The following is a 17,738-nucleotide window of genomic DNA, read 5'->3' on the forward strand; positions in this document are numbered from 1 at the left end:
GACAGGCGTTTATTTATTCTTCGATCTCATTTTCTTGCCGCACCTGATTTGCCCAACGCTGGGCCGACTCCGGTACGCTAAACGCCGGTGAGCGCAGGAATGATTCCCCCACCAGGACAAACGCCACATACTTGCCGCGCAGTATCCAGACATCACGAAACGAATCCATTTTAACCGCATGTTCTGGCGGCGCGGGTTCTGTGCGCGGAACATAGCTAATAATCGGGCGGTTTTGCTGACGTAGCGGTTTCTTCATTACTGGCTTCACTAAACGCATATTAAAAATCAGAAAAACTGTAGTTTAGCCGATTTAGCCCCCGTCCGTCCTGCTTTGCGTACATTCCCAAAAACCTTCTCTGGCACCACTTCCAGAGCGAGATCCCCCTGGTGGTCTATAGTTAGAAGGTTTTTTGACCAAAACAGCGGCCCTTTCAGCAATGAAATAAGGAGACGAGTTCAATGTCGCAACATAACGAAAAGAACCCACATCAGCACCAGTCCCCCCTGCACGATTCGAGCGAAGCGAAACCCGGGATGGACTCACTGGCACCTGAGGACGGCTCTCATCGTCCAGCGGCTGAACCGACCCCGCCTGGTGCACAACCTACTGCGCCAGGTAGCCTGAAAGCGCCGGATACGCGTAATGAAAAAATAAATTCCCTGGAAGATGTGCGTAAAGGTAGCGAGAATTATGCACTGACCACCAATCAGGGCGTACGCATAGCCGACGATCAAAACTCCCTGCGTGCCGGTAGCCGTGGGCCTACGCTGCTGGAAGATTTTATTCTGCGTGAGAAAATCACTCACTTTGACCACGAACGCATCCCGGAGCGTATTGTTCACGCACGCGGTTCTGCTGCTCACGGCTATTTCCAGCCGTATAAAAACTTGAGCGACATCACCAAAGCCGATTTTCTGTCTGATCCGAACAAAATCACTCCGGTATTTGTGCGCTTCTCTACCGTTCAGGGAGGCGCTGGCTCGGCAGATACCGTGCGTGATATCCGTGGTTTCGCCACCAAGTTCTATACCGAAGAAGGTATTTTTGATCTCGTTGGCAACAACACGCCGATCTTCTTTATTCAGGATGCACACAAATTCCCCGATTTTGTTCATGCGGTAAAACCGGAGCCGCACTGGGCGATCCCACAGGGAGGCAGCGCCCACGACACTTTCTGGGATTATGTTTCCCTGCAACCTGAAACCCTGCATAACGTAATGTGGGCGATGTCAGACCGTGGGCTCCCCCGCAGTTATCGCACAATGGAAGGCTTCGGCATTCACACCTTCCGCCTGATTAACGCCGAAGGTAAAGCAACCTTTGTGCGTTTCCACTGGAAACCACTGGCAGGTAAAGCCTCGCTGGTATGGGATGAGGCGCAGAAACTGACGGGGCGAGACCCGGACTTCCACCGTCGCGAACTGTGGGAAGCGATTGAAGCGGGCGACTTCCCGGAATATGAACTTGGCTTCCAGTTAATTGCGGAAGAGGATGAATTCAAATTCGACTTCGACCTGCTTGACCCAACAAAACTTATCCCGGAAGAGTTAGTCCCCGTTCAGCGCGTCGGTAAAATGGTACTCAATCGTAACCCGGATAACTTTTTTGCCGAAAATGAACAAGTGGCTTTCCATCCTGGACACATTGTCCCCGGTCTGGATTTCACCAACGATCCGCTGTTGCAGGGGCGTTTGTTCTCCTACACCGACACACAAATCAGCCGTCTTGGCGGGCCGAATTTCCATGAAATTCCAATTAACCGCCCAACCTGCCCGTACCACAATTACCAGCGTGACGGCATGCATCGGATGGGAATCGACACTAACCCAGCAAACTACGAACCGAATTCGATCAACGATAACTGGCCGCGAGAAACACCGCCGGGGCCGAAACGCGGAGGTTTTGAATCCTATCAGGAGCGCGTAGAAGGCAATAAGGTGCGCGAGCGTAGCCCATCGTTTGGCGAATATTATTCCCATCCGCGCCTGTTCTGGTTAAGCCAGACACCATTCGAACAGCGCCATATTATCGATGCTTTCAGCTTTGAGTTGAGTAAAGTTGTACGCCCATATATTCGTGAGCGCGTTGTTGACCAGCTAGCGCATATCGATCTCAACCTGGCGCAAGCGGTAGCAAAAAATCTCGGTATCGCACTGACAGACGACCAACTGAACATTACGCCACCACCGGACGTGAACGGGCTGAAAAAAGATCCTGCGTTAAGTCTGTATGCCATTCCGGATGGGGATGTGAAAGGCCGTGTGGTCGCGATTTTGCTTAATGATGAGGTGAGATCGGCAGACCTTCTGGAAATGCTCAAGGCACTGAAAGCTAAAGGCGTTCATGCCAAACTGCTTTATTCACGGATGGGAGAAGTGACAGCAGATGACGGTACACTATTGCCAATAGCCGCTACCTTTGCTGGAGCCCCCTCACTGACGGTTGATGCGGTTATTGTCCCATGCGGCAATATCGCGGATATCGCAGACAACGGCGACGCAAACTACTACCTGATGGAAGCCTATAAACACCTTAAACCGATAGCCCTGACGGGAGATGCACGCAAGTTCAAGGCAACAATCAAGGTCGATGACCAGGCTGAAGAAGGGATTGTTGAAGCCGACAGAGCTGACGGCAATTTTATGAATGAGTTACTGACTCTGATAGCGGCGCACCGCGTCTGGTCACGTATCCCTAAGATTGACAAAATCCCTGCCTGAATATAGGCGGCGCAGTTGCGCCGCCTTTGCCTGATGCACTGCGCTTATCAGGTCTAGCGTAATAATTCATAATATATTGAAATTGCGACACTTTGCTGGCCGGATAAGGTATTTACGCTACATCCGGCAAAACAACATTACCTACACATCAAGATAACTACCCAACCGATAACCTCGCTCGGCAATGGCATACTTCAACGATGCTGATGTCAACACTTCCAGCTCCGTTAACCGTGGAAAACAGTAAGCACTCTGGCGAATCGTATTATCAATAAACGCCGGATGGCACATCACTTCCAGCGAGCGCTCACCGCGATGACTGGAATCATCCACCGCTTGCAGGAACAGGGACTCGCTGATCTCTTCACCATAGAATGCGCTACTGAAGCCCTGCGAACTGCGCAATTTAGCCGGTAAATCACTATCGTTAAATACTGGCTGACGATCGATGCGCAACGCAATCCCCTCTTCAGCGGCAAACCTGGCCACAATCGGGAAAATCTGCGGAAACATATGCACATGATGATGACTATCAAGATGGGTAGGTTTGCGCCCAAACAGCTCAATGAAACGCAGATACTGGCTGGCAAGTTCCTGAGCAATTTCCTCCAGTGGTAAAGCATCTTCTTTTGCCAGTTGCCAGATCCATTTCCCCAACACGCCTTCGCGGGTTAAACCGGGCATTGCAGTTAGCGGCTTGCCCAGGGTGAGGACAAAATGCATCCCGACGGCCAGGCTCGGCTCATCACGACTCAACTGCACCGCATGGTCGATGGCTTCACCATTTACCAGCGCCGTCGTCGACGTGACAATCCCGTTGCGACAGGCCTCGATAATGCCGTAGTTCTGACCTTTACTTAAGCCAAAATCATCTGCATTAACAATCAGTAAGCGTTCCATAATCAGCCCCGGTTAATGTGCTTTTTTGAGATCTACAATACAGTCAGCAAAGTTTGGTAGCCACTTCTCGTGCGCCAGAATCATCTCACGTGCCAGCAACTCTGCGTCATGATCGGAATGCACCAACGGGCTAAGGTTTAGCGCCAGTAACACATCGTTAAATTCACCGCTAAGTGCTGCGTTGCTGGCGGCAATTTCAAAGCCTTTAATGGTGTGGATCAGCCCCATGACTTTGTCATCAAAATGGGTAATTCGCGGATGTGGCGTCGCGCCATTGCGACCCAGCGTACAGGTCATTTCTACCGCCCAGTCAGTCGGAATATTATCAATATGCCCATGATGCGGGATATTAATGTAATGTTCCGTTTGCTTGTCGTTGTAGATAGCGTTAATCACCTCGCACGCCGCGTCTGAGTAATAAGCCCCACCGCGCTGCTCCAGCTCTTTCGGTTTAACTTTCAGCTCCGGGTTTTTATACAGCTCAAAGAGTTGTTTCTCGACTTTCTGCACTATCTGCGCACGCGCACCGCCTTTGTAGTATTCACCCATTTCAATCGCCAGCATCTCTTTTTGCTTGAAGTAATAAAGCAGATAAGAACATGGCAACAGATTCAGCGAACGAATTAAGCCTTCGCTAAACGGCAGATCGAAAATGTTTTTTACGCCAGACGCTTTTAACTGCCCGGATGCCACGCCGTCGAGCAATTCGGCAAAGCGCGATTTGCCATTTACCAGCACATCCTTAATAAACACCATATGGTTCAGGCCGAACAGATCGATAGATAAATCATCGCTCTCATTCAACGCTAAAACATCGCTGATAAACATTTTCATACCCACAGGAATATTACACACGCCGATAAAGCGTTTAAATCCAGTGTGACGATAAACCGCTTCAGTGACCATTCCCGCCGGGTTAGTAAAGTTGATAACCCACGCATTCGGACATAGTTCTTCAACATCGTTCACAATATCGAAAATCACCGGAATGGTGCGCAGACCTTTAAACAGGCCTCCCGCACCGTTGGTTTCCTGGCCAAGATAGCCATGACTTAACGGAATGCGTTCATCCAGTTCACGTGCCGGTAATTGACCTACGCGCAGTTGGGTAGTGACAAAATCAGCCCCTTTCAGCGCCTCACGACGATCAAGCGTTTTATAAAGCTTTATCGGTACGCCAGCGTTATCAATCATGCGCTGACAGAGTTCAAAAATAATATCCAGTTTCGCTTTACCACCTTCGACATCCACCAGCCATAATTCAGTAACCGGCAATTCGTGATAACGCTTAATAAACCCTTCCAGTAACTCCGGGGTATAACTACTCCCGCCACCAATAGTGACGATTTTTAATTTCTGGTTCATAATTTCTCCCTTCATCAGGAAATACTGATATTCTTCATGCCTGCCTCTGTGTCAGGAATATCCCGGTTTCCCCAGGATAAACAAGGCACGCATGTAAATTTAATGATCAGCGATAACAGCTACTGATTAAATTCAGTCAATTTCTTACGATAGCTATTTGGCGTAAAAGACGTTAGTTTCTTAAACGTTTTAATGAACAGACTTGGGCTACTATAACCAGCTTCAAATGCAATATCCGTCACAGAATAGTTGGTCATTTCCAGTTGTTTTTTGGCAAAGTTAATGCGGATTTCATTAATAATCTGCATCGGCGTTTTGCCATAGTATCGCTGAGTCGCACGCGTCAAATACTCCTGCGATTTAGCCGATAACGTCACCATGTTTTCCAACGCATTTTCACTGAACTGCACTTTATCATGCATCTTTTCAACCGTATTTTTTAGCCACTGTGGCACATCATCAATCACCTGTTCTTCGCGGTAATGGCGTAAACGGTTAATGACATAAAAAGTGACTATCTCAACAAATTCTTCCAGCCCGGTTTCACTGAAATTCAATGAAGAAATTACCGTTTCCACATAAGTGAGAAAAGCATTATTAGTGCGGTAAACCTGTGAAGCAACAAAGCAATAAGGTAACAACGGTAAATAATGCTGTTCAAAAAAATGTTTACTGATCCCAACGTTCAATATGCGCGTGGCACCAAACTCATAAAAACTTTGATGGTGTGATCCTAACGGAATAAAAACAAAATCGCCCCGTTCCAGCAACATACGCTTGCCGTTAATCTCCTGGAAATAACGACCGGTTAAAACCAGGGTAAATTCATAATAGTCATGCTGATGCAACCCAGTAATACTTTCGGTTTTATTGTAGATAAACACATGGAAATTTTTGCCATTAAATAATTGCTGCTCACGGGCAGTGGCAATTTCCGGCGCGTTAATCACTGGCTGCATCATTGACTCCTTATGCTTTCAGTTTTTCATGAAGCTCAATTAATTCACTAATCAGTTCACGCGCGAGCATTGAAGTCATTAAATGATCCTGCGCGTGGACCAGCACCAGGCTAACTTTCATCTTTCCTTCGCCCTGATCGCCTTCAATCAGCTTTGTCTGTACCAGATGCGCTTCATTCAAGGCCATCCGCGATTGATCCATCATCGTTCTGGCGGCTGCAAAATCGCCCTGCTTCGCCTGCTTCAGCGCGGCATACGCCAGACTACGTGCCTGTCCGGAGTTGATGATAAGCCCCATCACCACTTCTTCCAGTTCTTCGGTTTCGGTTTGCGTGTCAGGAATGTTTTCGAGATTCATCATACATCGTTCCTCTCTATTCTTACCGGCACGAGTTGCCCGCGCCGGTGTCGATTAAAATTTCAGGGCGTTAGCAATATCTTCTTCACTCTCTTCTTTATCAATCACGTTCTGCGCTTTGTTCGCCACCACAACAAATGGCAGATAAATCAGCGTTGCGATACCAAGGTTGAAGAGTGCGACCAGCAATGCGGCGACGCTACCGTTAGTATTAAAGAAGGCTCCCAGACCGGTTGGCATGGTCCACGGCGCAATGTTGGTCACCGGCGGGATAATGCCCATGTAGTACGTCGCCAGGGTAATTGCCGCCAGAATTGGTTGCACCAGCACGAACGGGATAAACATTACCGGATTCATGATAATCGGCAGACCAAACAGAATCGGTTCGTTAATCTGGAAGATGCCTGACGGCAGTGCCAGTTTTGCCACCTGACGATAGTCAGCACGACGAGAAGCGATAAAAATGGCCAGGATAAGCCCCAGGGTCGCGCCGCTGCCGCCGAGGAAAATAAAGGAGTCCAGCATCGGCTTGGCCCAGATATGGAAAGTCTTACCGGCTGCCAGCGCCGCTTCGACGGAACCATATTGCTGGTAGGTGGCGATGTTTTCCAGCGCCCACGGCGTCATAATGCCGTTGTCCAGGGCGGTCAACGCCAGCGCGCCATGAATACCGAAGAACCAGAGCAGCGGAACAAAGATCACATAGGCCCAGCCAACCACGCTACCCAACGATGCCAGCGGCGTCGAAATGGTATCCATAATAATCTGGTGGAAGTTAGTGCCCCAGGTAGTCAGCGCCCAGGCAATAATCCCCATCATGGAAAGAATAATAAAGCCGGGAATTAATGCAGAGAAAGAACGCGATACCGATGTCGGTACGCTGTCGGGTAATTTAATGACCCAGTTGCGGCGGACAATAAAGGTAAACATTTCTGCTACCACCAGGCCGATAATAATCCCGGAGATAATATTCGCGCCGCCTAACCAGTTTGCGCCGACCGCATAGGCTTCACCGACGCTATAAGGAGTGACGGTCATAAATGCCGCAACGGATAACAATCCTGCCGCCAGTGCATCGACTTTACGCTCTTCTGCCAGCGCCATGCCGATAAAGAACGGTGTCATTAAAGACATAATCCCTAACGTTGCCGCCAATACCCTTCAGCCCATTGAGTGTTTCAATAGTTGAGGCATCAAGGCGAATACCTAACGAGTAAAAAAACGACCCCTCCCCAAAGCTCAGAAAAACGTTATTGATTAATACAAACATGGCCCCTGCGAGGGTTAACGGCATTAAGCGAATAAAGCCGTTTTTGATTGCATTAACGTGTGGCTGCTTTCCTATTTTGACTGCAAAAGGGAGGAGTACCTTTTCAAGCGATGCAATAACATTACTCATAGAAAAATACCCTTAAAAACCGCAATTAAAATATTGCGGTATAGATTTATGAAATAACTCTTTGACGGAAAATTTAAAAATTAATTTGCTGCGGCTTTTTTAATTGCTGCAACTGCAGCCTTAAGCACGCCTAAACCATCGACTTTGCCATATAACAGTGAGTCAATTACTTCAACCGGTTTGTTGGGTAACAAACGCTGGATTTCGGGCAACATATAAGCAATCTGCGGCCCCAATAACACGACATCGGCATTCTGACCTTTTTCACCAGCCAGTGTTTCCGGAAATGCTTCAATAATGACCGGAACTTCATATTTTTCTGCCTGAGCGCGCATTTTTGATACCAGTAAAGAGGTAGACATGCCCGCAGAACAAAACAGATAAATGTGTTTCTTTTCCATAAAACTGCCCTCATCAACGACTATCTGTCAGCCAGACACTCCGCAAGTCTTAACCTGCTTCCATGCTCTGGGTAACTTGCGAAACCAACATGACTTTTTTTGGTGGCTGAAAAGAGTATACGGTATTGACCTGAACGATAGTATTTCCTTGACCTCATAAATTGTCTCTCCTTGACCTGCCGTTATGACCTTCTTCACATTTCAGTTAAATAATTCGCGACAATAAATAAGAACAAGGGTCAAAAAAAAACCGGCGCAATGGCCGGTTTCTGTTGTAACTCAAGCTTTCTGGCGAAGAAATTACTTCGCTGCTTGTGGATCGGTGTCGTATTCGGCACAGGTCTGATAGCCGGAGTTGATGACATGTCCGGTATCATCTAACGCGACAAAATAGGTTTCTGCTTTACCATCACGTTGACCCAGGATATAGGTCTGGCAAGTACCACGAGCATGGATCATGCTCACTTCAGACGAAGGTTTACCCGCAATTTGTGCAACCTGCGCCCGGCTCATGCCTTTTTTGACGTCTTTCACCACAGGCTGTACAAACTGGTCTTTGGTACGATCATACGCCGTACAACCTGCCAGCATGGTTAATACCGCCGCTGCACCCAGAATTCCTGCCATATTCTTGTTCATATTTCGTCCTCTTGTTTATCAGCGTGTTAGATAAGCCTGGAATACATCGGGGGCTTTTTCAAGCCCGTGAACGAAACGGCTCCGCTTTCAGAGGATTCCTGTATGACGTTTTAACCGCCATTCAACTTGCTGTCGCTTGTCGTTTCTGTAGCAACGGGTTAGCTTTAAGGAAGTTTTATTTTTTGTCTGGAGGGGTTCAATGACATTGCAACAACAAATAATAAAGGCGCTGGGCGCAAAACCGCAGATTAATGCCGAAGAGGAAATTCGCCGCAGTATCGATTTTCTGAAAAGCTATCTGCAAACCTATCCGTTCATTAAATCACTGATACTTGGTATTAGTGGCGGTCAGGACTCCACGCTTGCCGGGAAACTGTGTCAGATGGCGATTAACGAACTTCGTCAGGAAACGGGCAACGAGACACTGCAATTTATTGCAGTACGCCTGCCCTACGGTGTTCAGGCCGATGAACAGGATTGTCAGGATGCCATTGCCTTTATTCAACCGGATCGCGTATTAACCGTTAATATCAAGGGCGCGGTATTGGCCAGCGAACAGGCACTGCGCGAAGCGGGTATTGAATTAAGTGATTTCGTTCGTGGCAATGAAAAAGCACGTGAGCGGATGAAAGCACAATACAGCATTGCAGGCATGACCCACGGCGTCGTGGTGGGCACCGATCATGCGGCAGAAGCCATTACCGGATTCTTCACTAAATACGGTGACGGAGGCACTGACATTAACCCGCTATACCGTTTGAACAAGCGTCAGGGTAAACAATTACTGGCAGCGTTAGGTTGCCCGGAGCATCTCTATAAGAAAGCACCAACCGCCGATCTGGAAGATGATCGTCCGTCACTGCCGGATGAAGTCGCGCTTGGCGTCACTTATGACAACATTGATGACTATCTGGAAGGGAAAACCGTACCGGAACAGGTCGCCAGAACCATTGAGAATTGGTATCTGAAAACCGAGCATAAACGCCGCCCGCCCATTACCGTTTTTGATGATTTCTGGAAAAAATAACGCAGACATGCTGTGTCAGATATCACCAGTGTTATCGGGCGCAGCATTCTAATAATGAATCACTGAACTTGATCCGGTGAATAGCCTGCAAGCCAGCTAATTTCACTGAACAGCAGTTTGCCTTGCGGTTGTAAAAGCCGCAGGGTGTGCCTGCCATCGTACCAGCATGCGCCCTGGTCGGTAGTCAACAGCTTGTCGCCCAGTTGCCACGCTCCGCTAATAACAAACACCACCCCACCACGTGAGCCAAAAGTGGTGAACGTGCGATCGGCAATTCTGACTTTCGCCTTACAGGCATCAAGGCGCGTCATAATGTTGAAATCCAACGACATCTGCCCTTCGGTCAGTTTTGCTTTTACCACCTGGTCCGCCGCGAAGGCAAAAGGCTGTAACGGTTTTAAGGTATGGCTAAAATGGCCTGCGCTTTCAAGGAGCATCTCGCCACCTTCCAACAGCGTCACACTCCTTTCCATGCCCGGAAACAAAGAAAACTCACCATTTGCGGCAATGGAAGCAATGCTGGCGCGCCAGTAAAAATCACGTTTTGCCGGGGGAAAGCTACAGATTTCGCGAGTTTCACCGGCAGCGTTTCGCCACAGGTTCACCGACATTTTACGCATATCAAAGTATTCCATACTCGCTCCCGGCATGCTCTTTTCATTGTTATCGTTCAGGCAACCGGGGATTGTTATCGGCAACTCGGGTGATTTACCTTAGTGGTGATTAGGCTTTTTTTGCAAAAGTTGAGCAGCAGAAAAGAAAACCGCCGATCCTGTCCACCGCATTACAGCAAGGTAGTGGACAAGACCGGCGGTCTTAAGTTGTCAGGCTGAAAGATTATTCAGCAGTTGCAGGCATTTTACCCTTTGCCGCAGGGCGTTCTGTCAGACGCTTCTCAAAATTGGCATTAAATTGCTTTTTCTGCTCCGGCGTCAGGATGTTGTAAATCTTGTTCTGGGTTTCCAGGTGCGCCAGCATGTTAGCTTTGCGCTGCTCTTCCATTTTTGCGATCTGCGCTTCAGCTTTTGCTTTGTCGAAGGTATCGCTGGCAATAATGTCATGCATTGCGCGGCGTTCTTCCAGCGGCGGACGTTTCATCTGATCACGCTGACCTTTCATGATTTCGCGGATCTGCTGTTTCTGCGCGTCGGTCAGGTTCAGGTCTTTAAACATCATGTCGTGATGTGGACCAAATTTACCTTTATGGTGCATCATCGGCTTGGCGTCAGCCGGTGCTGCGGTAGTGGTATCAGCGGCATGGGCCAGGTTAGCCGCGCCAAAAGCCAGGGTAGAGGCAACAAACAGTGCAGTTAATTTACGCATATTCAATATCCTTCCTTTCAGTTATTTATTACGGCTTTCTTAAGTAACGTGCCGTGTTGACGAGATTAACTTTACTGACTTTAGCGTCAATTAATCAGAGCAACGGTAAATCAATGAAAGTGTAAAAAACACTTTTGCGCCAATTATGGAGAAAAAAAGAAAATTTGATGGAGAGTGATGAATAAATATTACAACACGCTGATTTTGCAGGAATTATGAAAAACTATACCTGATAGCTGGTGATAATTAAAGCAAATAACCAGGATTAATCCGTATTATTTCATTAAAAACCCAGTAAATACCCGCAGATGATTTCTGCAGGTAAGCATCAGATTATTTGCTCCAGCATTAACCCTGCACGCAATCCCAGCGCCACCAATGGATTAGGGAATAACACATATTCAACATCATGAGTCACCGTAAAGCGTTCTTCGCCATCCTGCGCTAACAACGTCCCCTTCTTAAACGCCGTGAAGTTCAATGTCTCGCTCGCCATATGCAGTTCAAAATCAGTGGAGTGGCGGGTAATTTGCGAAACCACCCGGTAACGTAATGGCGGCTTTTTATCAAAACCGACGCTCATCCCGGATAACAGCGCGGCAATCGCGCTGGACGTTGGCGCAAACTGGCAAAGATCGTTTTGCCCAAACGGCAACGCTTTGCCAAGTTCCAGCGTACACGCCTGGGTGCCAAAATGTTCGGCGCTAAAATGGGTAAACGTGCCGCCAGGCGTCTGGTGAAACACCAGTGCCTCCAGCCCCGCTGCGCCAGCCACGTCAGAAACTTCTCATCCCAGGGAATGTCACGTTGCGGTAAAACACCAAAACGCGGATGGTATGAACCACGAATTGCGGTATGCAAATCAAGGTGCCAACGAACGGACTCTTTACCCTGTTGATAAAAATCTTCCAGACTCTGTTCCAGTTCGCGGGCGCGACAGGTTTCGCCGCTTTCGGCAAATAGCTGCCAGCGTCCGCCAAACATTCGATTCATATCGCTATGACAATAACGCTTACCTTGCTTCAGGGCAGGAGGATTTCCGAGGATCGCCAGCAGCCGCCAGCGCAACTGAATCTCACCGTGATAAATTGCCCCAAGCAACGCCACCAGCATCTCAACAGGTGCCGTTTCATTACCGTGGATCCCCGCTGATATCACCAGCGCACCTTGCGGTGGGGTGACTGGCGTCAGTTCCAGCAGCCCGTCACCCAGCCAGCGCCAGTGGACACCGTTGCTTTCTCTCGCTGTTACGGCTGGTTTTTTACCCGTTAACGTCAGGGCAAGAAAATTATCCATTGCCACTCCCCTCCCGTTGGAACGGGTAAACCGAACCGAGATTCAGCAAACGAGTCAGTGCATCCAGAGCTTCCCTTCCTTCGCGCAGCAATTGCGGATCGGCAAGATCGGCAGCGGTAAGACGATCGCGGTAGTAACGATCCACCCAGTCATTGAGCGCATTAAACTGTGTCTCGTTCATCATCACCGCCGGATTCACCGCCTGACGTTCTTCTGCCGTCAGCACCACGCGCAAACGCAGGCACGCAGGGCCGCCACCGTTTGCCATACTTTCGCGTAAATCAAAAACTTTCAGTTCACTGATCGGGTTATCGGCAACAAGTAATTCATTGAGATAACGCCATACCCCGGCATGTTCCCGACACTCCTGCGGCAGTACCAACACCATCGAACCGTCATCACGGCTCAACAACTGGCTGTTAAACAGATAGGTCGAGACAGCATCCGCTACGGAAACCTGTGCCGACGGAACTTCTATTGCCATAAAGCCGCTCACCCGCGCACACAGATTTGCCAGTAATTGCGCCTGACGGGCGAATGCCTGCTGATGGCAAAACAGCACCTGGCGGTTGCTCACGGCAATCACATCATTATGAAAAACCCCCTGATCGATAACTTCCGGGTTTTGTTGAGCGAAAATTACCTGTTGTGGATTAACCTGATTCAGCCTTGCTACCGCCTCGCTGGCTTCGCGGGTTTGCCGCGCCGGATAACGGGAAGGTCGCGTGCCAGTGCCCTCTTCCCGGCCATAGACGAAAACCTGTATACCCGGATCACCATAGTTACCACTGAGCCGATTGTGGTTTGCCGCCCCTTCATCACCGAGCAGCGCCACTTGAGGCAGTGCCGAATGCACGGTGAATTTCTCTTCATCAATAAAAATGGCTTTTAACAGCAATTCGGTGGTCGGTGCTTCCAGCGAACGGTGAAATTTGTTGTTCAGATTGGCAACCGTCAGGTGCACTTTGCCATCCAGCGTGTCGGCAGAAGGTGCCACCGTCGCCGCATTCGCGACCCACATTGGCGAAGCGGAACTGACACTGGAAAGCCAGTGCGGCGCCTGACGAGCAACCTTTTCCAGCACTCGCTCATCGCTGCCGCTGAATCCCAGTTGACGCAAAACCGGAATAAACGGGCGCTCGTGAGGCGGGATCACCGCCTGCGGGAATCCCGCATCGGCAAGGGCTTTCATTTTCAGCAAGCCCTGTTTTGCCGCCAGTCGCGGGTTAGATACCTGAAAACGGTGGCGGGTAGAAGCTTCATTACCAAACGACAGGCCAGCGTAATGATGCGTCAGCCCCACCAGCCCGTCGAAATTAACTTCCCGGGCGTTCATGGCACCACCTCATCGGAAAAATCCAGCCCGGGGTTAAGCGTAGTGGGCAACGTTAACGAGTCCGATTCCAGGCTTGCCATCGGCCAGGCACAATAATCAGCGGCATACCATGCACTGGGGCGATGATTGCCGGAAGCGCCTACGCCACCAAATGGTGCAGTACTGGCCGCACCGGTCAGCGGTTTGTTCCAGTTAACGATCCCCGCTCGTGCCTCCAGTAACAGTTGTTCGAATTTTTCCCGCACCGGTGAAACCAGCCCACAAGAGAGGCCAAAGCGAGTGTTGTTCGCCATCTTAATCGCCTCATCGAAGGTGTCATAACGCCAGACACGCAGTAACGGCCCGAACACTTCTTCATCCGGCACGCCAGAAATGCCCGTCATGTCAATGATTCCAGGTGAAAGCAGTGAAGTACCTGGTTGCAGTAAGCGTGGCGTAAGCAACGTCCGTCCGCCCATGTTTTCCAGCTCCTGCCAGGCGGTAACAACATGCTGCGCGGCCTGTTCAGAAATCAGCCCGCCGATAAACGGCTGTGGTTCGTCATCCCAGTTGCCCGGTGTTAATCGCTGGCTGACGGCAACCAGGCGAGCAAGAAACGCATCGCCCTGCGCTCCACTTTTCAACAATATACGACGGGCGCAGGTGCAGCGTTGTCCGGCAGTGACAAATGCCGACTGGATAGTCAGATGCACTGCGGCGTCGATATCCGCCACTTCATCAATAATCAGCGGGTTATTGCCGCCCATTTCGAGGGCGAGGATTTTTTCTGGCTGACCGGAAAGCTGACGATGCAACTGGTAGCCAGTGTTGGCGCTACCGGTAAACAGCAAACCATCGAGATCTTCCAGCGCACTCAGCGCCTGACCGGTTTCGCGCCCACCCTGCACCAGATTCAGCACCCCTGGCGGCAATCCAGCCTGCTGCCATAAGCGCATTACCGCTTCGCTGCTCCACGGTGTCAGCTCACTGGGTTTAAAGATAATTGTGTTGCCTGCCAGCAACGCCGGAACAATATGCCCGTTAGGTAAATGCCCAGGAAAATTGTACGGACCAAACACCGCCAGCACGCCGTGTGGGCGATGGCGTAAGCTTGCCGCCCCGTCTGGCATTTCACTGCGCTGATCACCCGTGCGCACGTGATATGCCTTGATTGAAATAGCAATTTTATTAATCATCGCCGTCACTTCGGTTGTCGCCTCCCAACGCGGCTTACCCGTTTCTCTGGCAATAATCGTCGTTAATTCAGCTTTATTGCTTTCCAGCAGTCCGGCAAATCGTTCAACTCTTACCTGACGATCGCCAAAGGAGAGCCGCGCCCAACGCGGAAACGCTGCGCGAGCAGCACGACATGCCAGCGCCACCTGAGCAGCATCGGCATCATTGCCTTGCCATAAAACGTCGCCAGATACCGGATTACGCTTCACGCGCAGCGCACCCAGGCCCGTCACCCAGTCGCCGTTGATCCATAAAGTCATACTGTTTTCTCCTCTGCGCACAGGCGTACCAGACGAACGTGATCCCCGGCATGACACTTGAGAGCGTCCAGTTGTGCGGCGGTTAAAATCAAACGCTCGGTAGCCGGATCGCTACGCACCAGCACCACGCGGAAATGATGATAATTTTCATTGGCGACCAGACAGGCCGGAAAATCGCCCTGTGCGGGTTGCCCTTCTGCCACTTCCACCAGCCGGCTTTTGCGAATGGCGCGAACGCGGTCGATGTCACACTCCAGCGTCGGCCCACCGTCGAAAATGTCGATATAGTTGCGGTAGCGAAAGCCCTCTTTTTCCAGCACCGCCCGCGCGGGTGCCGTTTGCGGATGTACCTGACCGATAACGTCTTGCGCTTCCTGGGATAAAAAGTCCGTATAGATCGGATGTTTTGGCATCAACTCAGCAATAAATGCCTTTTGACCAGTACCGCAGAGAAAATCGGCTCGGCTAAAATCCATCGAAAAGAAGCGTTTACCGAGGCTTTGCCAGAACGGCGAATAGCCGTGTTCGTCAATCACCCCACGCATTTCGGCAACCACTTTGTCGTTAAACTTGTCGCGAAAGGCTGCCATAAACATGAAGCGAGATTTCGACAACAAATAGCCGTTGCCCTCTTTGCGCCAGTCCGGATCGAGAAACAGCGTGCACAATTCGCTACTTCCGGTGTGATCATTACTGAGAAAAAGCGTCGGTAGCGCGTTATAAACATTCAGCTCTTTCGAAGCATGAACCAGCGTGCCGACGCGATAGTTGTACCAGGGATCGTTTAGCCCAACAGCCACCTCAATGGCGCAAATGCCCGCCACCGTACCTGTTTCACTCTCTTCCAGCACGAACACATAACCCTGCTCACTTTTGGGTAATTCGCCTTGCCATGTTTTGATGGCTCTATCGATACGCGCCAAAAGTGTGGCTTCATTGGCAGGAAGCGACGTTAAACCGCCGCCCGTTTTACTGGCAAGTTGCATTAACGCCGCGACATCGCTGCGCTCAACGGGACGGATGACCATCATGATGAACCTCGGCTAACAACGCGTTCACAGGCCAGCGCAAAGCGATCCAGCCCGGTAGCCATATCTTCTTCGCTGACATTCAGCGCCGGAGCAAAACGCACAACGCTGCCGCCCGCAATCAGCACCATCACGCCTGCTTCTGCCGCTTCCTGAGAAATCTGTTTCGCTTGTCCGGCATAGTCGGCATTCAGAACACAGCCAATCAGCAGACCCAGGCCACGAATTTCACTGAACAAACCGCAGCGATGATTAATAGCGTTAAGCCGCTCAACAAACCCGTCGTGGCGCTGTTTGACGCCATTACGCATTTCCGGCGTATTGATAAGATCCAGCACTTTGCCCGCCACTGCTGATGCCAGCGGATTACCGCCATAGGTGGTGCCGTGGGTGCCAACGGTCATCACGCTGGCGCACTCCTCCGTTGCCAGCAGCGCACCAACGGGGAAACCGCCGCCCAGCGCTTTGGCGGTGGTCAGCAGATCGGGGGTTACGCCGTAGTGCATATAGGCATACAGTTCACCGGTACGCCCGACGCCGGTTTGTACCTCATCAAAAATCAGCAATGCATTGTGGCGGTCACACAATTCTCGCAGCCCCTGTAAAAACGCTTTGCTGGCTGGCACCACGCCGCCTTCACCCTGCACTGGCTCGACAATTACCGCGCAGGTGGCGTCGTCAATCAGCGCACTGGCAGAATTGAGATCGTTATACGCGGCATGACGGATGTCCGGCGGCAGTGGCGCAAAATCCTGAGAATAGGCTGGCTGGCCACCTGCGCTAACGGTAAACAGCGTGCGCCCGTGGAACGCATTGTTAAACGCCACGATGCCGCTCTTATGGCTGCCGTAGCGGTCATGGGCGAATTTGCGCGCCAGTTTCAACGCTGCTTCGTTGGCCTCCGCACCGGAGTTACAAAAGAACACGCGATCGGCAAACGTCGCGTCGATAAGTTTTTTCGCCAGTCGCAGCACTGGTTCGTTGGTATAGCCGTTACCGGTATGCCAGAACTTACTCGCTTGCTCGTTTAGCGCCTCGCGCAATTCCGGATGCGCATGGCCCAGCGCGTTCACTGCAATGCCACCCGCGAAATCGATATACTCTTTCCCCTGCTGATCCCACAAGTGCGAACCTTCACCGCGTACCGGAATAAACGGTGCCGGAGCGTAAACAGGTATCATCCATTCATCAAAGTTTTCACGCGTAATTGACTGAGACATAGCGACCCCACAGTAAATAAATAGTTATTTATATGTTAATTATAAGTAATGTTTTCGCTGTAAATGTAGATTGCAGGGTTCGTGCCAGCCAGGGGTAAAATTGCATAAGCGACGGCGGCCAACTGAAAATCAACGAGTTATAACCAACTGATATGCACTTAAAGTGCATATAAAGTGAATACGTTTGCGATACGGATGAATAAAAAGAATAAAAAACGCAATGTTATGCAGAAGTAAAATATAATTCTGGAATTGTGATCATTGACGAAATTTACTGGAAATTACTGCGCC

At 50.2% G+C, this 17,738-nt stretch carries 15 protein-coding genes and 2 pseudogenes; 2 read left to right on the plus strand and 15 right to left on the minus strand.

Annotation, left to right across the window (positions count from 1 at the left end):
• Positions 1-13: 13 nt before the first annotated feature.
• Positions 14-277, minus strand: a complete 264-nt coding sequence (cedA, locus tag ESM_RS0102315; protein ID WP_001241549.1) for a cell division activator CedA — start codon at positions 275-277, stop codon at positions 14-16.
• 182 nt (positions 278-459) lie between these two features.
• On the opposite strand from cedA, the gene katE reads away from it, so the two are divergent.
• Positions 460-2,721 (plus strand): catalase HPII, encoded by a 2,262-nt coding sequence (gene katE / locus ESM_RS0102320; protein ID WP_000077827.1) that lies wholly within the window; start codon positions 460-462, stop codon positions 2,719-2,721.
• Positions 2,722-2,862: 141 nt separating this feature from the next.
• Here katE and chbG read toward each other — a convergent pair whose 3' ends face one another.
• From chbG to osmE, 7 genes and pseudogenes are all read right to left on the minus strand, one after another.
• Positions 2,863-3,621: a chitin disaccharide deacetylase gene (gene chbG / locus ESM_RS0102325; RefSeq protein ID WP_000440424.1), complete on the minus strand. Its 759-nt coding sequence runs from the start codon at positions 3,619-3,621 to the stop codon at positions 2,863-2,865.
• A gap of 12 nt (positions 3,622-3,633) precedes the next feature.
• Complete coding sequence (celF, locus tag ESM_RS0102330) at positions 3,634-4,986, minus strand: 6-phospho-beta-glucosidase (RefSeq protein ID WP_001072165.1); 1,353 nt, start codon at positions 4,984-4,986, stop codon at positions 3,634-3,636.
• Positions 4,987-5,105: 119 nt separating this feature from the next.
• Complete coding sequence (gene chbR / locus ESM_RS0102335) at positions 5,106-5,948, minus strand: transcriptional regulator ChbR (RefSeq protein WP_000983662.1); 843 nt, start codon at positions 5,946-5,948, stop codon at positions 5,106-5,108.
• A gap of 7 nt (positions 5,949-5,955) precedes the next feature.
• Positions 5,956-6,306: a PTS N,N'-diacetylchitobiose transporter subunit IIA gene (gene chbA, locus ESM_RS0102340; protein WP_000981441.1), complete on the minus strand. Its 351-nt coding sequence runs from the start codon at positions 6,304-6,306 to the stop codon at positions 5,956-5,958.
• Between the two features lie 51 nt (positions 6,307-6,357).
• A pseudogene (gene chbC, locus ESM_RS01000000123805) lies at positions 6,358-7,702 on the minus strand (PTS N,N'-diacetylchitobiose transporter subunit IIC).
• Positions 7,703-7,782: 80 nt separating this feature from the next.
• Positions 7,783-8,103: a PTS N,N'-diacetylchitobiose transporter subunit IIB gene (gene chbB / locus ESM_RS0102350; protein ID WP_000412169.1), complete on the minus strand. Its 321-nt coding sequence runs from the start codon at positions 8,101-8,103 to the stop codon at positions 7,783-7,785.
• A gap of 300 nt (positions 8,104-8,403) precedes the next feature.
• Entirely contained in the window at positions 8,404-8,742 is a 339-nt protein-coding gene (gene osmE / locus ESM_RS0102355) for an osmotically-inducible lipoprotein OsmE (RefSeq protein ID WP_001039038.1), read from the minus strand.
• A 199-nt stretch (positions 8,743-8,941) separates the two neighbouring features.
• Here osmE and nadE point away from each other — a divergent pair, with 199 nt between their 5' ends.
• Entirely contained in the window at positions 8,942-9,769 is an 828-nt protein-coding gene (gene nadE / locus ESM_RS0102360) for an ammonia-dependent NAD(+) synthetase (RefSeq protein WP_000175007.1), read from the plus strand.
• Positions 9,770-9,828: 59 nt separating this feature from the next.
• On the opposite strand, the gene ves is transcribed toward nadE, so the two are convergent.
• From ves to astC, 7 genes and pseudogenes are all read right to left on the minus strand, one after another.
• Positions 9,829-10,404 carry an environmental stress-induced protein Ves gene (ves, locus tag ESM_RS0102365; protein WP_001516300.1) on the minus strand — a complete coding sequence of 192 codons (576 nt, stop codon included), beginning with the start codon at positions 10,402-10,404 and terminating at the stop codon, positions 9,829-9,831.
• A gap of 202 nt (positions 10,405-10,606) precedes the next feature.
• Positions 10,607-11,092, minus strand: coding sequence for an ATP-independent periplasmic protein-refolding chaperone Spy (spy, locus tag ESM_RS0102370; protein WP_001228965.1), 486 nt, complete (start codon positions 11,090-11,092; stop codon positions 10,607-10,609).
• A gap of 328 nt (positions 11,093-11,420) precedes the next feature.
• Positions 11,421-12,388: pseudogene (gene astE, locus ESM_RS01000000123810) on the minus strand (succinylglutamate desuccinylase).
• Positions 12,381-13,724 (minus strand): N-succinylarginine dihydrolase, encoded by a 1,344-nt coding sequence (gene astB, locus ESM_RS0102380; protein ID WP_000993902.1) that lies wholly within the window; start codon positions 13,722-13,724, stop codon positions 12,381-12,383. The pseudogene astE and the gene astB overlap by 8 nt, the downstream one beginning before the upstream one ends.
• The gene (astD, locus tag ESM_RS0102385) at positions 13,721-15,199 is read right to left on the minus strand and encodes a succinylglutamate-semialdehyde dehydrogenase (protein ID WP_000177297.1); all 1,479 of its coding nucleotides are present in this window, start codon (positions 15,197-15,199) and stop codon (positions 13,721-13,723) included. The genes astB and astD overlap by 4 nt, the downstream gene beginning before the upstream one ends.
• Positions 15,196-16,230: an arginine N-succinyltransferase gene (gene astA / locus ESM_RS0102390; protein WP_000989393.1), complete on the minus strand. Its 1,035-nt coding sequence runs from the start codon at positions 16,228-16,230 to the stop codon at positions 15,196-15,198. The genes astD and astA overlap by 4 nt, the downstream gene beginning before the upstream one ends.
• The gene (astC, locus tag ESM_RS0102395; RefSeq protein WP_000083390.1) at positions 16,227-17,447 is read right to left on the minus strand and encodes a succinylornithine/acetylornithine transaminase; all 1,221 of its coding nucleotides are present in this window, start codon (positions 17,445-17,447) and stop codon (positions 16,227-16,229) included. The genes astA and astC overlap by 4 nt, the downstream gene beginning before the upstream one ends.
• Positions 17,448-17,738: the final 291 nt, after the last annotated feature.

The organism is Escherichia sp. TW09308, assembly GCF_000208565.1.
GTDB lineage: Bacteria > Pseudomonadota > Gammaproteobacteria > Enterobacterales > Enterobacteriaceae > Escherichia > Escherichia marmotae.